Annotated in this window: 14 protein-coding genes; 7 read left to right on the plus strand and 7 right to left on the minus strand. The window is 56.6% G+C overall.

Going from position 1 to position 18750, the window contains the following annotated elements; translation table 11 throughout:
- The first annotated feature begins 44 nt into the window (after nucleotides 1-44).
- The 6 genes from CA54_RS26470 to CA54_RS26495 all read left to right on the plus strand — a co-directional run bounded on the left by CA54_RS26470 (nucleotide 45) and on the right by CA54_RS26495 (nucleotide 8230).
- Nucleotides 45-365 carry a MazG nucleotide pyrophosphohydrolase domain-containing protein gene (locus tag CA54_RS26470; RefSeq protein ID WP_231963204.1) on the plus strand — a complete coding sequence of 107 codons (321 nt, stop codon included), beginning with the start codon at nucleotides 45-47 and terminating at the stop codon, nucleotides 363-365.
- A 301-nt stretch (nucleotides 366-666) separates the two neighbouring features.
- Nucleotides 667-2964 (plus strand): hypothetical protein, encoded by a 2298-nt coding sequence (locus CA54_RS26475; RefSeq protein ID WP_146373993.1) that lies wholly within the window; start codon nucleotides 667-669, stop codon nucleotides 2962-2964.
- 67 nt (nucleotides 2965-3031) lie between these two features.
- Nucleotides 3032-3958, plus strand: coding sequence for an ABC transporter ATP-binding protein (locus CA54_RS26480; protein ID WP_146373994.1), 927 nt, complete (start codon nucleotides 3032-3034; stop codon nucleotides 3956-3958).
- A gap of 64 nt (nucleotides 3959-4022) precedes the next feature.
- Nucleotides 4023-5021 (plus strand): galactose-1-phosphate uridylyltransferase, encoded by a 999-nt coding sequence (gene galT, locus CA54_RS26485; protein ID WP_146373995.1) that lies wholly within the window; start codon nucleotides 4023-4025, stop codon nucleotides 5019-5021.
- A gap of 427 nt (nucleotides 5022-5448) precedes the next feature.
- Nucleotides 5449-7629 (plus strand): alpha-amylase/4-alpha-glucanotransferase domain-containing protein, encoded by a 2181-nt coding sequence (locus CA54_RS26490; RefSeq protein WP_146373996.1) that lies wholly within the window; start codon nucleotides 5449-5451, stop codon nucleotides 7627-7629.
- Nucleotides 7630-7669: 40 nt separating this feature from the next.
- On the plus strand, nucleotides 7670-8230 hold the full coding sequence (locus CA54_RS26495) for a hypothetical protein (protein ID WP_146373997.1): 561 nt from the start codon (nucleotides 7670-7672) through the stop codon (nucleotides 8228-8230).
- Between the two features lie 5 nt (nucleotides 8231-8235).
- Here the strand turns inward: CA54_RS26495 and bioD are convergent, their stop codons facing one another.
- The gene (bioD, locus tag CA54_RS26500; RefSeq protein ID WP_146373998.1) at nucleotides 8236-8928 is read right to left on the minus strand and encodes a dethiobiotin synthase; all 693 of its coding nucleotides are present in this window, start codon (nucleotides 8926-8928) and stop codon (nucleotides 8236-8238) included.
- A gap of 311 nt (nucleotides 8929-9239) precedes the next feature.
- Between bioD and CA54_RS26505 the strand changes: the two genes are divergently transcribed.
- Nucleotides 9240-9575, plus strand: a complete 336-nt coding sequence (locus CA54_RS26505) for a hypothetical protein (RefSeq protein WP_146373999.1) — start codon at nucleotides 9240-9242, stop codon at nucleotides 9573-9575.
- A 20-nt stretch (nucleotides 9576-9595) separates the two neighbouring features.
- On the opposite strand, the gene CA54_RS26510 is transcribed toward CA54_RS26505, so the two are convergent.
- The 6 genes from CA54_RS26510 to CA54_RS26535 form a co-directional block, all read right to left on the minus strand.
- Nucleotides 9596-10201: a leucine-rich repeat domain-containing protein gene (locus CA54_RS26510; protein ID WP_197532857.1), complete on the minus strand. Its 606-nt coding sequence runs from the start codon at nucleotides 10199-10201 to the stop codon at nucleotides 9596-9598.
- Between the two features lie 263 nt (nucleotides 10202-10464).
- Nucleotides 10465-10962, minus strand: coding sequence for a Rid family hydrolase (locus CA54_RS26515; protein ID WP_197532858.1), 498 nt, complete (start codon nucleotides 10960-10962; stop codon nucleotides 10465-10467).
- A 37-nt stretch (nucleotides 10963-10999) separates the two neighbouring features.
- Entirely contained in the window at nucleotides 11000-12133 is a 1134-nt protein-coding gene (locus CA54_RS26520) for an isochorismatase family protein (RefSeq protein WP_146374002.1), read from the minus strand.
- On the minus strand, nucleotides 12133-13842 hold the full coding sequence (locus CA54_RS26525; protein WP_197532859.1) for a DUF4962 domain-containing protein: 1710 nt from the start codon (nucleotides 13840-13842) through the stop codon (nucleotides 12133-12135). The genes CA54_RS26520 and CA54_RS26525 overlap by 1 nt, the downstream gene beginning before the upstream one ends.
- 203 nt (nucleotides 13843-14045) lie before the next feature.
- Nucleotides 14046-15578: a N,N-dimethylformamidase beta subunit family domain-containing protein gene (locus CA54_RS26530; protein ID WP_231963205.1), complete on the minus strand. Its 1533-nt coding sequence runs from the start codon at nucleotides 15576-15578 to the stop codon at nucleotides 14046-14048.
- 75 nt (nucleotides 15579-15653) lie between these two features.
- Complete coding sequence (locus CA54_RS26535; RefSeq protein WP_146374004.1) at nucleotides 15654-18698, minus strand: PVC-type heme-binding CxxCH protein; 3045 nt, start codon at nucleotides 18696-18698, stop codon at nucleotides 15654-15656.
- Between the last annotated feature and the right edge of the window lie 52 nt (nucleotides 18699-18750).

Raw genomic sequence — 18750 nt, forward strand, 5'->3', positions numbered from 1 at the left:
GGCGTCACGGCGCACCCGACAATTGAAGATTACGGAACCGAATTGTGAATGAATCGACTGAGACATTGACGTTGGCGGAATTGCAGGAACTCATACAACGGATGTATTCCTCGAAGGATGAAGCGCGGGGGGTTGACGGGACCTTTATGTGGCTGATGGAGGAGGTGGGGGAGTTGGCGGCGGCGCTGCGTGAGGGAACTCCCGCGGAAACGGCGGCGGAATTCGCCGATGTGCTGGCTTGGCTGGCGACAATCGCCAATGTGGCCGGCATCGACCTGCAGCGTGCGGTCTTGGAGAAATATGGCCGTGGTTGTCCCGGTTGTGGGGCGATGGTTTGTGCCTGCGACACGGCGGAAAAGCCGTAACAGCCGCCTTTTGTGCCCCTTTTTTGCAAAAAAACGCGCCAGGCGCCCCCGGCTAGCCGATTTCGGTCGTAGAACCGTCGTCGGGACTTCCGCTTTGGTTTGTCAGATCGCTAGGATGAGGCCTGTTTGGCGGCGGACGCTCCTGGGAGACCGTTACGTCGATTCGGCATTTGGCGCCCAGCAGTCGCTTGTGCCGGTTTTGTCCGCCAAAACATCTCACTACAATACAAATCCCGCAATTCAGCGACGCTGCTGAGCGGCTGCATTTCTTGTTTCTCCTACTAATTACGGCATACCAAAATTGCGATTTCCGCCATTTCTAACGTCCCTGACCGCCGCCTCCGTTTTTTGTTGCCTGTTGCTAGGCAGTGCGAGCACGCGCGTCGTTGGTGCTGAAGAACCGTCGCCAGCGACGATCGATCAGATCGCTGTCGGCTTTGACGGTTATTACAAAGTCGGTGAGTGGAGTCCGCTGTTCGTCACGGTGACTGCAACGACGGATTGCTCAGCGCGATTGGTGGTCGGCGTGCCTGACATCGATGCCGACATGACGTTGCTCACGAGCGAAACAGTTGAGTTGGCCGCTGGAAAACCGTACCGCTTTGAAAGCCGCTTTAAAACAGGGCGTGCCAACGGGGAATTGCGGATCCGCGTCGAAACCGACGCAGGGCCGATCGCTTCGAAATTGCTGCGAGTCTCCGACGAATCCCACCAATTTCGCGAAGGGTTGCTCCCTGCGCAACAATTGTGGGTCGCCATCGGCGATCCAGCCGGACTTGAGACGCCGTCGGTTGAGGGTGCAATCGACAGTGAAATCACAGTGGAAGCCGGTAAACCGGTGATTGCTCATATTTCCGTTAAGAACTTGCCCTCGATTTGGCAGTCGTACACCGCGATCGACGCGTTGATTGTGGCAGCAGCGGCCACGTCCCCCGAGGAGCAGCCGTTTCCGGCGGTGATTACTGAAAGTCAAAGTGTGGCCATGGCGCGGTGGGTTCGCTGCGGGGGATATCTGGTATTTTCGCTCGGCCGAGATGTCGAAGCGTATGACAAAAGTCCGCTCGCCAAATGGATGCCTGTCAAAGTGATCGGCCAGGCGGAAACGCGTCTACTGGGCGATGTTGAATCAATTGCCGGGCAACGCGACCCGCTTCCACGCTTTCGCGGCGTCAAGACCGCGGTCATTAGTGAAGACGATGCGGACTTTGACGGCGTGGTCGTCAAACGGGGACGGAGCGGACCGACGTTGCTCCGCGTGCCGTATGGGTTGGGACGGATCGTCTTCTTCACGATCGATGTCAACCTACCCCCGATCAAAGGTTGGAAAGCGGCGACCGCGTTGCTGGAAAACCTGGTGAAAGGGGAGACCCGCTCCGATCTACAGTCGCAGCAAACAGCGTCGGGCCAACTCTCCAAACGAGGAATCACCGATCTTTCGTCACAGTTCTTGGCCACCCTACAAGACTGGGACAATGTCCCGCGGATTTCGGTTTGGACCGTGCTGGGCTTGATCGCGCTCTATGGGTTGCTGATCGGTCCGCTTGATTATTGGATTGTGCAAAAACTGTTCAAGAAGCCCGAATTGACTTGGGTCACGTTTCCGTTGTTCGTGGCGGTCGCTGGTGGTTTGGCAATCTGGATGAGCACAGCCTCACACAGCAAAACAGTACAGGTCAAACAAACCAGTTTCATCGATCTCGATACCTCTACAGAACAATTGCTGGTGCGAAGTTGGTTCGGTGTCTACAGCCCCGAGAACAAGCTCTATTCGATCGAGGCACAGCCCGAACCATTTGCCGTCGAGAAAAAGGCGCCGCGTCAGATCGAGCTGTCGTGGTTGGCCTTGGCCGAGGACGCAGTGGGGGGACTGAACCGACAAGGGGGACTTCACCTGACCGACCGCACGTATGATTACGGCACTGATGAGGTGACGATGAAAAACGTGCCGATCGGACATTGGTCCGCTAAAAGCTTCCTGGCCCAGTGGGATGCGACACGCTCGGGATTGGTGGACAACCAACTGGAGAGTTCCGGAATGGGACGCATGCGTGGTCGGATTTCACATACATTTCCGGTGCCGTTGCAGGATTGTGTCCTGGCCTACGGGGGACAGGCTTACCTCATTGATCAATTGGCTCCTTACCAACAATGGCGACCGAATGCCCCGCAGTCGCGAGAGCTCCGCTCGTTTCTGACCGGACTCGTCGCCAAGCAAAAGACGATGGATGACAAAAAAGCGTCGTTCGATGAATTTTTTGAAGAGCGGACGACTTACAATCCTGATGATCGCGATCTGGATAATGTGTCGCGGATGCTGACGTTCTACGAGACCGCCGGCGGCGCCGCCTATACCGGTTTGGCGCACGATGTTTCGCCCGAATTGGACTATTCCAAGCATCTACGACTCGGGCGGGCGGTCTTGCTGGCTCGCATTGATCTTTCACCGACAACGCTCCACGTCGACGGCGTCACCCCGGAAAACACCCAACAAGAGACGTTTGTCCGCATCATACTTCCAGTCAGAAAGACAGATGTTTCGGGCGGACGCCGTACGCTACCCACGACCGATGTCGCCCCTCCTCCCAGGCCAAAGCGTTAGCGATTGACTTGAGTTTCGACAATCGGGGCCATTGCCGCTGCCACCAAATTACTGCGAGAAGATTCACGTGATCAAGACCGTCAACCTCACGAAAAAATATGGCGACCTGATCGCCGTCAATCATCTCAACCTGGAACTCGACCAGGGGGACGTCTTTGGGTTCATTGGCCCCAACGGTTCGGGCAAGACGACGACCATGCGGATGATCGCCACGTTGCTCAATCCCGATTACGGCGAAGCCTACGTCTGCGGAAAATCGATCTATACCGACCCGGAGGAAATCCGCCGGCTCGTCGGTTTCATGCCGGACTTTTTCGGCGTCTACGACGACATGAAGGTCATCGAATACCTGGAGTTTTTCGCCGCAGCCTACCGTATTAACGGACCGGGGCGACGTAAGATTTGCGAAGAAAAACTCGAACTGGTCGACATGACCTACAAACGCGATGCGATGGTCAACCAGCTTTCCCGCGGACAGACCCAGCGTATCGGACTGGCCCGCGTTTTACTGCACGAGCCGGAAGTGTTGTTGCTCGACGAACCGGCCAGTGGTTTGGATCCCCGCGTGCGGATTGAAATCCGCAACCTGCTCAAACGCCTGGGGGAATTGAACAAGACGATTATCGTCTCCAGCCACATTCTGCCCGAATTGGCCGACGTTTGTAACAAAGTCGGCATCATCGAAAAAGGAGAACTGCTGGTCAACGGGTCGGTCACCGACTTAATGAAACAGGTCCGGTCGGCCATCTTGTTGAACATCTGTGTCGCCAAAGACACAGAGAAAGCCGCGTCGCTTATGGAACAACATAGCGAAGTGGACGAAGTCACTATGCGCGGCGACGTGATCGTGGTCCGCTTGCAGCCCGAGGTCCTGGACTACAGTTTTCTACCATCGCTATTGATCGAGGCGGGTTATAAACTGACGCTGTTCCGCGAAGAGGAACTGAACCTGGAAACGGCATTCATGGAACTGACCCGCGGACTCGTGCAGTAGCCGGATTTTGTGCTGCGGATGAACGTGTCATTGTCGCCTTTAACTTCTCCCTGCTGTTCGCTGTATGTCTGAAATTCGTAAAGATCCAATTGTCGACCGTTGGGTGATCGTGGCGACGGAGCGGGCGGCGAAGCCTGTCGAGTTGGTCCAACAGGCGCGGACGCAAGCCCTGCAGACATGTCCGTTTTGCGAAGGGCATGAAGACGAAACGACACCAGAGATTCTAGCCTATCGCCAAACGCCCGCAGCCACCAATGGCCGCGGTTGGCACGTGCGAGTGATCCCCAACAAATACCCGGCTGTCACCGCTCAAGGAAACTCTGCAACGGCGGGTAGCGGTTTTTATCATCAAGTGCGCGGCGTCGGTTCCCACGAGGTGGTCATTGAATGCCCCCAGCACGACACCAACCTTGCCGAACTCTCGACGAAGCAGGTCGGCGATGTGCTGACCGTTTATCGCGACCGTTTACGCGGCTTAGCCAGTGACGAGCGGCTTGCCTATGCGTTGGTCTTTAAGAATTACGGCGCACTGGCCGGGGCATCGATGGAGCATTGCCATTCGCAGATTCTGGCGACCCCCAATGTGCCGCTGCTTGTGGCGGAAGAATTGGCCGGCAGTGTCCAACACCACAGTCGTAGCGGCGTCTGTCCCTATTGCGCGCTATTGGCTGAGGAACTTGAAGTCGGGAGTCGTGTCGTCCTGGAAACCACACGGTTTGTGGTGATCTGCCCGTTTGCCTCACGGTTTCCGTTTGAGATGTGGGTACTGCCGCGGACGCACGCCAGCCACTTCGAGGAGCAAGACGAAACGGAGTTGACGGAGTTGGCGGCGATCTTGAAGTCGGCACTCCGCCGGCTGGGTGCTGTGTTGAATGACCCGGCCTATAACTATTACTTACACACCGCCCCACTCCGCACGACAACGATGCCGCACTTTCACTGGCATCTGGAAGTCTTCCCACGCCTGGCGCAGTTGGCGGGATTCGAACATGGCAGCGGTATGTTCATCAATCCGATCCGTCCCGAACATGCGGCTGAGTTGTTGCGAGCAGCACTGGATTAAGCAAACCAAGCATTAGGCCGATCCGACTGGCAACATAGGCAGTAACGGCAACTACGACGAAATTTTTCGTTTCTTCACAGTTCTCCGGGATACCAACGTCACAATTTTGTGAATTCGCCTCTCTACCCACAGATCACCTAAAGCTTCGGTGTTGACGGGTGTCTCAAAATGGCAAGAATTCGGGTATCTGTCGATTCTGCCCGCGCGCGTCGTTTGATTCGTTGATCTTTGTACGGAATATAGCGATGTCGCTTGTCGACAGGGTTCGGAACGCCGAGAATACTGCCCAGGTGCATAGTGCGAATTGTTCGTGAACCGACGGTTGGGCGTTCCCGGCTCGATGTCGTACTTGTGCTGATGTCACCCGCGATAGTTTCGCGGAACTCACTGTTTTCATTTGACGTTGCGTGAAATCGGAAATTCACTCATGAGTGGTCCACTTCGGCTCGTACTCGCCCTGCACAATCACCAGCCGATCGGCAATTTCGACGGTGTCTTCGAGGCGGCATTCAACGACAGTTATGCTCCCTTTCTTGAGGTCCTCCGCGACTATCCTGATCTGCCGATTGCGCTGCACACCTCCGGCAGTCTGCTGGAATGGTTGGTCGAAGCGCATCCTGAATACATCGACAACGTGCGGATGCTGGTCGAGCGAGGACAAGTCGAGATCCTGGGCGGACCGTTTTACGAACCAATTCTCGCCTGCATTCCTCGCCGCGACCGCATCGGACAGATTCGCGCTTACACGCAATATCTGGAAAACCTGTTTGGACAAACGGTCCGCGGCATGTGGGTCCCTGAACGGGTATGGGAACAATCCTTCGCCGGCGACCTGACCGAAGCGGGGATGGAATACACGCTGCTGGATGATTACCACTTCCGCGGCGCCGGACTAGAAGCGGACCAGTTGCACAACTTTTATCTCAGTGAAGATGAAGGCCGACTGCTGAAGATTTTCCCCGGCAGCGAACGTTTGCGGTACACGATTCCCTTTAGCGAACCCCATGAAACGATTGACTACCTGCGGCAAGTCGCCGAGCGGCATCCGGGGAGTGCGATTGTCTTCGGCGACGATGGCGAAAAATTCGGCACTTGGCCCGGTACAAAGGACCATGTCTACGAAAACGGTTGGCTGCGACGGTTCTTCGATGCGTTGCGGGAAAACGCCGATTGGCTCAAAGTCTCCACGTTGGCCGAAGTGGTCGACGAAGTGCCGCCTGCGGGCAGCATCTATTTGCCCGACGCCAGTTATCGCGAGATGACCGAATGGGCGCTGCCGACCGAACGACAAATTGTGTTGTCACGTATGACGCACGCCAAGGAATCAGATCCGGATTGGCCACAAATCAAACAGTTTCTCCGCGGCGGCTTTTGGCGCAACTTCCGTGTGAAGTATCCCGAGAGCAACGAAATGTACGCACGGATGCTGTTGGTCAGCAACCGCCTGGACGAACTGGCAGCCAGCCCCCAAGGGGAAGAGCGCCGCGATCTGCTGGCGCAAGCCCGCACATTTCTGTATCGCGCACAGTGCAACTGCAGCTATTGGCATGGGGCCTTTGGCGGATTGTATTTGCCGCACCTGCGCAACGCCGTCTATACCAATCTGATTGCCGCCGACAACGTGCTGGACAAAGTCGCCGGACGGACCGGTGCTTGGGTTACGATCGACGCCGATGACTACGATCTGAATGCACGCAAGGAAATCCGTATCGCCGGGGATAAGCTCATTGGCTTTGTCGCGCCGAACGATGGCGGACACCTGTACGAACTGGACATCCGCAGCATCCGCCACAATCTGTTGGCCACGCTTGATCGCCGTCCCGAACCGTACCACGACAAGGTTCGCGCCGCCGGAGACCAACAACATCAGCAGTCCGAAGTCGCCAGCATCCACGACATGGTTGCGTTCAAACAACCCGACCTGGACAAGAAAATCCAATACGACACGTGGACGCACAAAAGTTTGGTGGACCACTTCTTCCAACCGGGTCTGACCTGGGAACAGGCGCAAAACGGCGTCGGAGAAATGGGCGACTTCGTCTCCGGTGTTTATGAAACGATGTTGCGGCGGTCACCCGAACAAGTCCAAGCCCGCATGTGGCGTCTGGGACGCATGGGACAATACGAGGTCAAAATCACCAAAACGATTTCGCTCGACGTGCACGACGCCGGACAGTTGGACGTGCTTTACGAACTTGAGAACTTGCCGGCCGACCTCCCGATTCATTTCGGCGTCGAATTCAATTTCGCCGGCATGGCGGGTGGTGCTCCGGACCGTTTCTATTACGATGCAGACGGCGCGCAATTGGGGCAACTCGATTCGGTCCAGGACCTCCACGATTGCGGCCGCATAGGCCTGGTCGACGAATGGCTGGGCATGGATGTCACGCTAGAGACCTCGCAACCGAGTTCCCTGTGGGCCTTCCCGATCCAAACAATCAGCCAATCCGAATCCGGATTCGAAATGGTGCACCAAAGTTCGGCAGTCATTCCCCGCTGGGAAATCCTCAATCCCCCCGGCGGTTGCTGGAGCGTGAAGTTATCGATGAACGTCGACACCTCAGCAGCACAAGCGCGGATGTTGAAAGAAGCGGCACTGACCTCGTAGATCAGGCAGCCGGTTGACACGGGTTACATTTGATCGTCCAATGAATGAGGCGATTGAGCGATCCGACACGACGAATTACGTCGTCAGCCAACGCCTGATTTCACATGGAACAACCGCCATGTCGCCGCGAATCCATTGTCGCCTGATCGTCTATGGCCCGCTGTTGATCGGCATGTTCGGGATTCCGCTGTGCATGGTTTCGTCCGAATCCGTGTGGTGCCTAATCGTGTTGGGCGGGATCGCCGCGGTCTATGTGCAATTCTTTCGGGTATTCGTGCCTGCCAAGTGCCCTCTTTGCGGTAATCAGGCTTGGTGCCGCTTTGTTGTCAAAATCAAACTGCGAGGCGCAGCCCGGCCGTCATTTTTTCGCTACGACTGTACTGGTTGCGACTACTGCGGTCACCCAAAATGGATCAAGAGTTTTGCCGGCGGCATGGTGGGGGTGATCATGGGACTTTTTTTCTCGATCATGATACTCTTTTCGATTCCTATCGAAAGTGAAATCGAACTCACTATGTTTGGCTTCGTAATGATTACCCTCGGACCGATGTTGCTGGGATTGATTCTTGGAGGCAATGTTGGCGTGACGAATGACGATTGAAATCATTAAATAGCGGCCAGCGTGATCCAATCAATCTCCCCCAACCGCGCAATATCCTCCGCATGGTTGTGCCGTAGCGTCGCCAGCACCGGGACGTCCGTGAACCGGGCCAAATCGGCGGCGTTGGTTTGGACCGAAGCATCGTGATCTGAGGCCACTGCCTCGTTGAGTACGATGCCCGCAACGGTCAAACCGCGCTGGGCTGCCGCTTCGAGCGTGAGCAGTGTGTGATTGATCGTCCCCAATCCGAGCCGTGCCACGACTATTAGTGGGTATCCCAAGTCTTGGGCGATATCGGCGACCGTCTCTTGTTCAGCGATGGGCGACAACAGCCCCCCGGCCCCTTCGATCAGCAGAAAACCACACTGCGTGCTCCACCAGTCCGCTCCGCTGCGAAGCAATGGAGCGTCGACCGTTCGATTTTCCGCTCTGGCGGCCGACGGGGGAGCTAACGGGGCGTTGAATCGCTGCGGGCAAATCCGCTCATGAGGAAACTGCTTACCCGTAGCGGCATGCAGTTCCTCGATGTCAGCCCAAACAGACTGCCCCGCCGCATTCTGCCCTGCCCCACTGACGGCCGGTTTGTACGCGCCCACCACATGGCCCCCCGCAGCCAACTGGCGGGCGATGTGGCACGTCACATAGGTCTTACCGATGTCGGTGTCGGTACCGGCGATGAACAGGCCTGGCGGGGGCATAGGATTGTTTCAAGATAAAATAGCGGAACGCTGCCACGCGGGGTGCCGTTGGCTATGCCCGTGTTTCACAAGTATCGCACACGCTTGAACTCGCACTGGCTGAGCCAGTGGCACCCTCGTTGTTAACATTGTAGAAGGCGATAGTTTATCCCCAACGGCGGCGGATCGCTATTGGGCGTTTAAAGATGAAACGGTTCTGGGAACAATGCGAAATCCCGTCTATCAGCACCGCGGCGGTCGCGCTATAATCCGCCGCGCGCCGGGACTTTCCGACGACAAATCAGCTCTATATCGCTCCAAAGGTTAGCGTGATGATCAAAATTCTCCGCCGCGGATGTTTGCTGTCATTGACATGCGCGGCCATGGGGTGCAGTTCTGCGACAACACAGACGCCCGATCTGTTTCGCGGGCAATTGCCGCGGGAGCATGCGGCGACGCAGCGGCAGGGATTTGAGATGTACGATCCGCTCCCCAGTGATGCAGGCCCGTTCACCGATACCCGCCCCCGGGCCTATAACCAGCAACGCTCCATGCCGCGGCGCGCTAAGGATAACTATTATCCGCCAGGTGGCTACTTGCCCAGTAACGGAGCTGTGCCACAATCGTCGCGGCCGGATGATTTTTCCGGGACGGTGGACACCAACTGATGACCGTCTTCGTAGGACCGTTAACGGATGACGGCGCAATCAGGTCGGGCCGCCGCAAAATCCTCCGCTCCGGCGGACGTGACGCGCGTACCGTGCACGTGCAACAACTTCAGCTTGGGGATATCCAACAGCGGTGCCAAGCCCCAATCGCTGACTTCCCGGCAAAAATTCAGATAACAATCTTCTAAGTTGTTGAATTCGGCGATGTGTGTAAGGCCTACGTCGGTGACCTCAGTCGTACTGACATCCAACCGTCGCAGCTTTGGCAATTGCTTGAGGTCGTCCATTCCCGCGTCGGTGATCTGCGTGCGACCGAGATTCAATTCTTCCAGATTCTGAAGCGGAATCAATTCTGTCATTCCAGCGTCGGTAATTTCGGCGCCGTGGATACTCAACTGCTTGAGGCAGGTGAGGTGGTTGAGATGCCGCAACGTCTCATTGGTTAATCGCGTCCACTTAAAATCGATCGCTACAATGTCGTCGCCTTCACAAGCGTAGCTCACACGTGTCGGTGCGAAATGATTGGGACGAACGTCCCACAGTGATTCCAGCGCTTTCACAAGATGGCCGTCGTGCGCGTCGAGCGCCTCTAGAAACACATCCTCAGATCGGACCAACGTCTTCATGTTCCTCTCCCATTTTTGCATGAGCAAAACGGCGAATAATTGGTTTTGATTATACCTGTTTAGAACGAAAATCGCAAAATTATTACTACAGGGGAGGGGCAACACGACGACACATACAACCTATTCCCCCCAGGCCGAACTGCGAAAGTCGAGCGAATTCCCAAAGTCTTATAGCGGTGCGGAGAGGAATGAACGCACGTAAACCACACGATTCCAAGGCTTTATGCGTTTACAACATTGATAAGCTATAAGCATCGCTGCCTTCAAATAATCGCGACCGCTTCGAATTCAATTTCCAAGCCGGGAATCGCCAATTCGGTCGTGCCTACCGCTGTCGAAGCCGGGTATGGTTTGACGAGATAGTCCTGGCGGACCTTGCGGTAGATCGGCAGGTCGCGGAGTAGGTGCACGAAAAACGAACGGATGATAACCACGTTTTCGAATCCGGCGCCCGCCTCTTTTAAAATTAAGCCGATCCGGTCAAAGGTCTGTCGCATCTGGGTTTCCATATCGGCATCCAGATCCTTTGGCCCCTGCCCCGAGACGAACACCAACCGTTGGCCTGCGGCGAGGATGCCGGGTGTATATCCCACATCGGCCGAAGGCGCGCCGTCTGGGTAGAGTCCCGTCCGCTTGGCGGCTACGTCGGCTGCGGCTGCGGATTGCGGTGACAAGGCGGCCAATGACCCGCCGGTCAGGCCCAACACCGCTCCGCTCAAAAAGTCGCGACGAGGATTCTCAGATGGTTGTTGCTGCTGCACGGTCAATCTCCGCTAGGAATAGATGAGGTCTGTGTAATTATCTCTCGTCGAGCTGAATCCATGAGCATTGGGTAATGAACTGATTCAGCGATGCATAGGAAATGTGGGCATTGGTGGCATACCGCGGCGTATCGTTTGCCGGGAAGGTGGCCAAGGTCGCATCTCCCACTAAAAAGACGTTGAAGTCGCGCGAGAGGTTTTCGTAACCAGCGGTTGTCGAACAGAAACACATATCTGTAGCATAGCCGGTTAAAATCACATGCTGTACGCCCTGGGCTTTGAGAAAGTCCCGCAGCCCGGGGTAACCATCATTGTCGTAGTAGACCACGTCGTCCAGATCCACATCGACGGCGCTGCAGATGGGAATCGGGAGATCCCAGAAGCCCTCGTGGTTGTACTTCGCCGCCGCATCGATCCCGGGGAACTGCCGAAAATAGTCTTTGAATGCATGGTCACCGGAAATGGCGATTTCCGCGGGCAAGGGTTGGCCGCTGTAGTCGAAGTCCTGGAGAATCTTCCGTAAGGCAACCATTCCGGCGGCGTGTTCTTGGGCGGTCGGGCGATGCCGGATGCTGCGGTACACCGGCGTGTGCGCCGGGTGTTCGCCGCCGCGCATACTATAGAGCACTAAATTCACGCGGTCGCGTAATCGTTTTAGCAACGGATTGACGACCTCTGCGGTATGGCGGCCGGCGAGTTCGTTTTTCTCTACGGTACAAAAGTCAGCCACGCCAGCCGGCTCGGGCGTCTTCCAGCCTTGTCCATCGTCGATCCCCCAGGGATGGACCATGATCACAGCGGTCCGCTCCGCTAGAATTCGGTTAGGGACTTCGACAATGCCACGGGCGTTGTAGGAAAATCGCCAGGCCCGCAAAGACAAGTCCGCGCCGGGTTCATCGATCAAGATGGGTGCTTCGAACCGTCGGGACTCGATCACCGGTGCGACGTAATCGGGATAGTCGGCCAACAGTGGTTGCGGATTTTCCAACGGCGTCAATTGATTGCGGTAGGTCCGCGCTTTGGCCGGTTGCGTTTCCGACGCGTTGGCTTTGACGACGGTGGCCGGTGGATCGGCGGAGAGGCCGACTTGTCGTCCGGCACAAAAAGCGGCGACCAGCAACAGACCGCTCACGATGGATACTTTGTGAAAACCAGTCAGGGGAGTTCTCATTATTTTTGCTCCTGCAGCTGAGTCGGTGTTTTTTCAGGGGGCGGGGTCTGCGACGTGATTTCGATTTCCACAAGATCCTGATCGGGCTGCACGGTGACCGTCGGATAAACCATCGGCAGCGGATCGGCATATTTCATTCCAGCATAATGGGTTTTGGTCTCCACGAAACCCCGCTCGTCAAAGTTGCTGATTGTTCCGGTTGAAATTGTCACCGTCGTTCCGTCCGGCCAGGAGAACGTATTTCCTTCGCGCGCCGGTTTTCCGGCCAACCACCACGTAAGTGGTTTGGTCGCTTGGCGGCGAATCTTCAAGCGGCCGGGCCGGTGCAGCTCGATTTTCTGTTCACCGATCCCCGCGGCTTTCGGCCCTACGCAGCGGATCTTCGCCAGTCGACCGTCGTCGGCCACAAGCATTTCTTCGATTGGCTCTGCGGGTTTATTAACGTCGTTAGTCTCTAGCATATCGACCAACACCGGCCGCCCTCCGGCATGCACGATGAGGCCTCCTTTTTTGAAGCCCACAACGATATCCCCGGCGGTGTAGGAATCGCGCAGGTACGCTTCGTTCACCTCCGGTTCAGGAAACTCGAAGGATCGCGGTAGATTCGGTTCAACGACAGCCGGGATGGTTGGGTCGTACCACAGGTAGACGTATCCACCAAAACTGAACAGCAATTCCTCTTTTTTGGTCGGCGTGATATAGCGAGAACGTTGTAACCCGCCAAGTGATTCATCCCAGCCCGCTAGGTACTGATAGATCGGCCGTTGTTGCTCGCGGGCCAGAAAGACCAACACGGGGGACCAATAGTCGAGTTGCCCATACGATGGCCCAAACAGCACGTTGCGATTCGCTTCGTTGTACTGTGCTATTTGCTGTAACGGTTGCCTTCCGGCGATGGCAGCCAACGCCATGCGGCCCGGAGTAGAATCGGGAAATTCGCGAAACAAGTCCCGCCCGGTGACGCGACGTAGTGCATCCATAAAAAAGATGCGATAGTGGAGTGTGGAGGCCCAGAAATTTGATGTCTGGTCGCTTGTGCCGCTGGGCGTCAGTGCGTGCGGTAAGAGGTAATCGACGTGCTTTTGAATCATTTGCTCCAGCCACGCGTCGGCTGCGGGGACTTCGCCCAACAGTGCCAAGGCGACAATTCCTTGCGGAGCGGCATCGACGCTACCGTGGTGTTTGTTGTACCCCGCACCAGCCGCGACCGGATCTTGGAAAAACTTGAAATAGGCACCACACACGGCGGTCAGGCAGTCGCGGACCTCTTGTCGTTCCGCTGCGGTCAGTTGGTCGTAGAGCAGATCGTAGCCAACGGCGAGACTTTTCATCACGCGGAGCACAGCGTAGGCCTTGCTGGCATCGGGTTTGTTGTCGGCTTCATGTTTCCAAACCCGGCTGCCGGCCAGCAACCAAGCTTTGGCCGATTCGAAATAGGGATCGTCGTCCGGATCGGACAACACCGACGCAAAGGCCAGATGCTCGATGATCGCCATGTCGTGCATAGCAGCATAGAAGCGGTCGTATAGGTTTTCGTATTGGGGATCGTCGGCCAGCGTGGGAATCCACTCTGTGCGGGGAGGTTGTTGCCGACACCAATCAGCGGAGCGAGTCAAGTTAGCCCAGATTTTCGCGTGCATCCCCGAATCGCGCAGCTTGCGCAATCGCGGTAGATCGGCCGCGGTGAAATACAGACGTGGGTGCTGCATCGATTTGGGTTCAGCCGCCTGCGGGTAAGAGGTTATCGTCAAGCAGATTGTGATTGCGAGCAGGACAACCAGGGAGTTTCGCATATGGATGCAGCCCCTCAAGACAAAGTGGGCGATTGATAAACAACGGTAGCTTTGACGGGTTTGATCGTATCGCAAGGCTCGATGCCCTACCAGTTCTCCGACACCAAGCGCGGAGAACATCACTGTTTTCCATCAATTGCCCGCTGGAGCAGATTGTGCGTAATCTGTTGGACGCGGGGATCGGGACCGTGGGGGCGACTGAAATGCGACCAGGGCAGCGTGTGTCCCGGCGGTGAGCTGAGTCCTTGCGCCCAAAAAATGGTGGCGGCGTTGAATACGAAGTTGTCTTTGGGACCGGGATAGATCGTGGCTGTCCACTGTTGGGGGTTCTCGCCTCCTTGAAAAGCGGTTCCCGCGGCGACGATTTCCAAGCCGGGAATCTTGGCCGGCGCACCGTGGTATTCCCAACCGATCAATCCAGGAATTCGATCGCCCGCTTTGACGTTGGTTCCGGCGAAGATCCAATGCTCGGGTTTGGTAATCGTCCAGTCTCCCCCGCCATTCACCGGTTCGACATTTCGCGCCCCCATCAACAGGCCCTCGTCCGGGCCGTGTTCGGGAAACGGGCCGTGCAGTCGCTCGCGCAGGAGTGCGTAATCGTTCTTCGCCCCGTAGGGCCCTCCGCGAAAGATAATGCGATTCTCCCGCCCATCGCTGCTGGCGCGAAATGGCGTGACCCAACAGATGGAATTGCCCGAAAGAAACAATAAATCCACACCGGAATCTCGCATCTTCTCAACACTGCGAAACTGCCGAATGTCCCAGTATTCATCGTGCCCGACGCTGATAAAGGACTTGCATTTCAATCCATGTTCGGGGGTGAGCATGTCGCTGTTACAACAATATGTCACATCGTAGCCATGCTTTTCGAGCCAGTAGGCGAGTGGAAACTCCAAGGGCAAAAACTCGCCCGATCCGAATGTGAGCGGATCGTTGACTACGCCGTTGTATTGCGCTTCGCGGCCGTAGGGGCGATCGAAACTGACGTCGGCCCACGGGCCTTGGACGCCTTTGGGATGCGTGTAGATCGAATAATTGCTCGGCCATTGGTTGTACGCTTGCCAGGTATTGTCGGAACATTGAAACAGAATATCCGCCGGGCGATCGTCGCGAACAACAAAGACTACGTAACTTTGCCAATACGGCCGGTCCGCTTCGGGAGGCAAGGTGGTCAAGCGGCCCAGATAGACGCCGCTCAACCAATCGTCGGGAATCGTCAGTTGTGTTGTCGCCGCCCAACGGCATTCATGCAGGTTCTTTTCTCCCGGCGCCGGGACGGGCTGCGTTTGCCCCTCGAACGGGCCGAGCGTGGTCATTAACCTAGCACCACGTCCGCTGTAATAGCCCATCCGGAAGACTTCGATTTTGAAAGGCTGCGGCGGATCGCTGGAGACCATGATTTCGATCGACTCGCCCGCTTTGACGCTTTGTCGCGTGCAATACCCTTCGATCCAGGGCGTACGATGCCCCTGATTGTCGGGGCGCACGCGGGTCAATTGCCAATCGGTTGCGCCGGGGAGTTTGTTTTCCTCAACGATCAATGAGCGGCGCGATGCCGCCTCTGGTGTCTCCTGAGCGGAGGCCGGCAACGTCGTCAACAGCCCCGCGAATAGGCACGAAACGATCAGCATGGAAGACATCAGTTGACGCATGGAAGTCTGCTCCTGGGTGTTTCCGTTAGTTTTATAGACGTTGTGGACCGCGCGGAAGCCGAACTGCAGTTGCAGTTATTTCTTGGGTAGTCCGACTAAAAACTCCAACAAGTCGGCCATTTGTTGCGGCGAGATTTTTTTCTCCAGACCTTCGGGCATCAAGGAGACGCCGGAGCTGGTGATCTCGTCGATATTTTGCCGCAGGATGGTTTCCTGTTGCCCTTCGGCGCGGCGGAGGGTGATGCTGGTGGCGGTTTCGTTGGCGATGATGCCCGTGGTGGTCCGCCCATCATCGGTGACGACGATGTAATCCAAAAAGTTTGGCGAGACCTCGCGATTGGGATCGAGCACGTGCACCAAGATCTCTCCTGCCGTCCGGTTTTTGATGGTTGCCAAATTCATTCCCACATCATGCCCTTGGTCTCCCAGGCGATGACAGGTGGTGCACTGGTTGCGAAAAACCGCCTCGCCCCGTTTGCTGTCCGCCGGCAAGCTGAGAGCGGTTTGGTAGGCGGCAATCACTTCGTGCCGTGGACTGGGTTTGTCATTGGCGAATAACTTTTCGGCGCGAGCCTTGATCTTTGCATCACGATTTCTCAGCAGCAAACCACGGCGAATCGGCGGGATCTGCGCCAGCGGTATGTGGCCTTGCTCCAAAGCGTCCAGCAACGGGCCAATGCGTTCTGAGCGGGAGGAAAGCGCACCGACGACTTCATTGCGGACCGATGGAGTCAGCTGCGTAAAACGTTCCAGCAAAATGCCGGTGATTTGCGGATTGACAAAACCGGACAACGTCTGCACCGCTGCCATCTGCAGCGACAAAGGTTGCCGCGGGTCGATCAACTGCTCCAGCACCGGTTTGACTTGTTCGAACTCACCATAACCCAACAGCCGCACGGCCTGAATGCGTTGTTCGACCGTCGCATCATCGAGGACCGCAATTTTTTCCGCATCGTCGAACAGTCGCGCAATCAGTTCGCTGGCTGGTTCGTTTTTATCTTTCCTGTAGTCTCCCAATCCAGCACGCGCCCGTTTCAGGCCGCTGCCCAGCGACGCGACCGTGTTGAGAGAAACGGAATCGGCGGCCGAACCAGTTTCCTTCGACAATGCGGCCAATAGACGGCGGACCTCGTCGGGACGATTGCGGGCGCCGATGATTTCAGCGAGTTGTGCAATCAACGGCGTGCCATTGCCGGCAGCAAAATCAGGATCGGCTAGCAGGTCGACCAGTACGGTAATTTCCTGGCCGGATAGCGACGCCAGCACCGCTGCGCGCGTCCATGGGTCTTCGACATCGCGTCTCGCGATACGCTCTAATGCGGCAGTGATGCGGGGATCGGTTTCCGCTTCTCCTAATGACAGCGCCGTCTGAAAGCGGACGCGAGCGTCATCATCGTCGGCAACGGCCAAGACTTGTGTGAGTAGTTTCGGCGAAGTTTTCAATCGATTCTCTGCCAGCAGCACCGCTTGCTCGCGTACGCGGGGTGAAGCGTCGGTTAATCCTTGCATGAGGTCGTCTTCGGTCAGCGCCTCTAAACCGTTCAGTGACCACAGTGCGTGCAAGCGGGCGAGTGGTTTTGAGCTTTCTCTGAGCATGTTGCGAAGCGGGTCGATGGCAGCCTTTTCTTGACGTTCATAAATCAGCCGGTGCGCCGTTTCCCGCCACCAGGAATTGGGATTCTCCAACTCAGCCACCAACTGCGCCGTCGTCGCAGTCCCCAGTTGCGGCCGCCGGTTGATGTCGTGACCCGGCGGGTACTGGGGGGGAGCAAGGCGATAAATCCGTCCGCGATCGCGTCCACTCTCTAGGTCGAGATGAGCTTTGATATCGTCGGGAATCGACCAGGGATGCTCGATCGTTTCCCGATACATGTCGAGCACATGCAAGGTGCCATCGGGGGCATTGACGAAATTCACTGGCCGGAACCAGTTGTCGGTCGATGCTAAAAACTCGACGTCTTGATTGGCGCGCTGGGCAACAAACGTTGGGCCCGCTGCATTGAGACGGTAATGCATGACCAGATTGCCGGCGACTTCGGCGATGAAGGCGTTTCCGTAAAACTCCTCGGGATAGGCGGCTCCCCGGTAAATGGTGATACCGCTGGAGGAGGTCACAAACCCGGTGGCAACGCTTTCGCTGCGGGGGCTTTTGCGATTGGTATCAGCGGCCAGACGTTTTGCATTGATCACCCGCCACGGTTCAGGCGGGCTGATGCGAAATACCTCGACGGCATCGCCGGCAATCGCGGCATCGTTGACCGCCTGTTGGACGGCGAGAAACGGATTCCGTGCCAGATAACGCCGCTGCAACACAATGTGCTGCGCGGGATTGCGAATGTTGCAGATAAAACGGTTGCCGAAATCATCAAAGCTGTTGCCAAACCGCGCTCCGCCCGAAATCACCTCGAAGGCATCGTCTACGGGATCGAGTCGAAAATCATTGCGACGCAGTGGTATTGGTTGGGCCGATGGTTCGTCCCCCGGCCGAATATTGCCGCCATTGCTCGAACCGGCAGCGTAGATCTTGTGGTCCAACCCCCAGGCGAGATTGTTCATGACCGCTTGCACATTGAATTTGCGAAAACCAGTGAACACCTTACGACGAACATCGGCCTTACCATCGCCGTCGGTGTCCTTCAAGTACCACACATCCGGTGTCGCGGTGACGAACACGCCCCCTTTCCAAAATGCCAATCCAGTCGGCCAGGAGAGGTCTTCGGCGAAAATCACACTCTTGTCGAACCGACCGTCACCGTCGGTATCTTCCAAGGTTCGCACGCGGCCGATCGGCAATGACGTTTGTTCCTGCCAAGCGACATCTTTGTCGGTGCCGGTATACGGGTAGTCGCTCATCTCGACGACGTAGGCCTTCCCGTTTTCGTCGTATTGCATGGCGACGGGATCGGTGACGAGCGGTTCGGACGCCAGCAGTTCCAGGCGAAACCCGTTCAGCAAGCGAAAGGTTTTTAGCGCCTTATTCGCTGGCGTGGGTTGGATCCGTGGCAACACCTCGGCCAGTGCCGGCGGTTCATCGGCGTTTAGTAATAATCTGCTTCCGCACAATGACACGGCGGCCAACAGCAGGCCGCAGGTGATCAGTTTCGAACGTCGACGTGTCATCAGCAGTTTTCTCCAATCAAACGTGGGGAACGTCAGTCTCTCGTCACGGTGT

The organism is Symmachiella macrocystis, assembly GCF_007860075.1.
Lineage (GTDB): Bacteria > Planctomycetota > Planctomycetia > Planctomycetales > Planctomycetaceae > Symmachiella > Symmachiella macrocystis.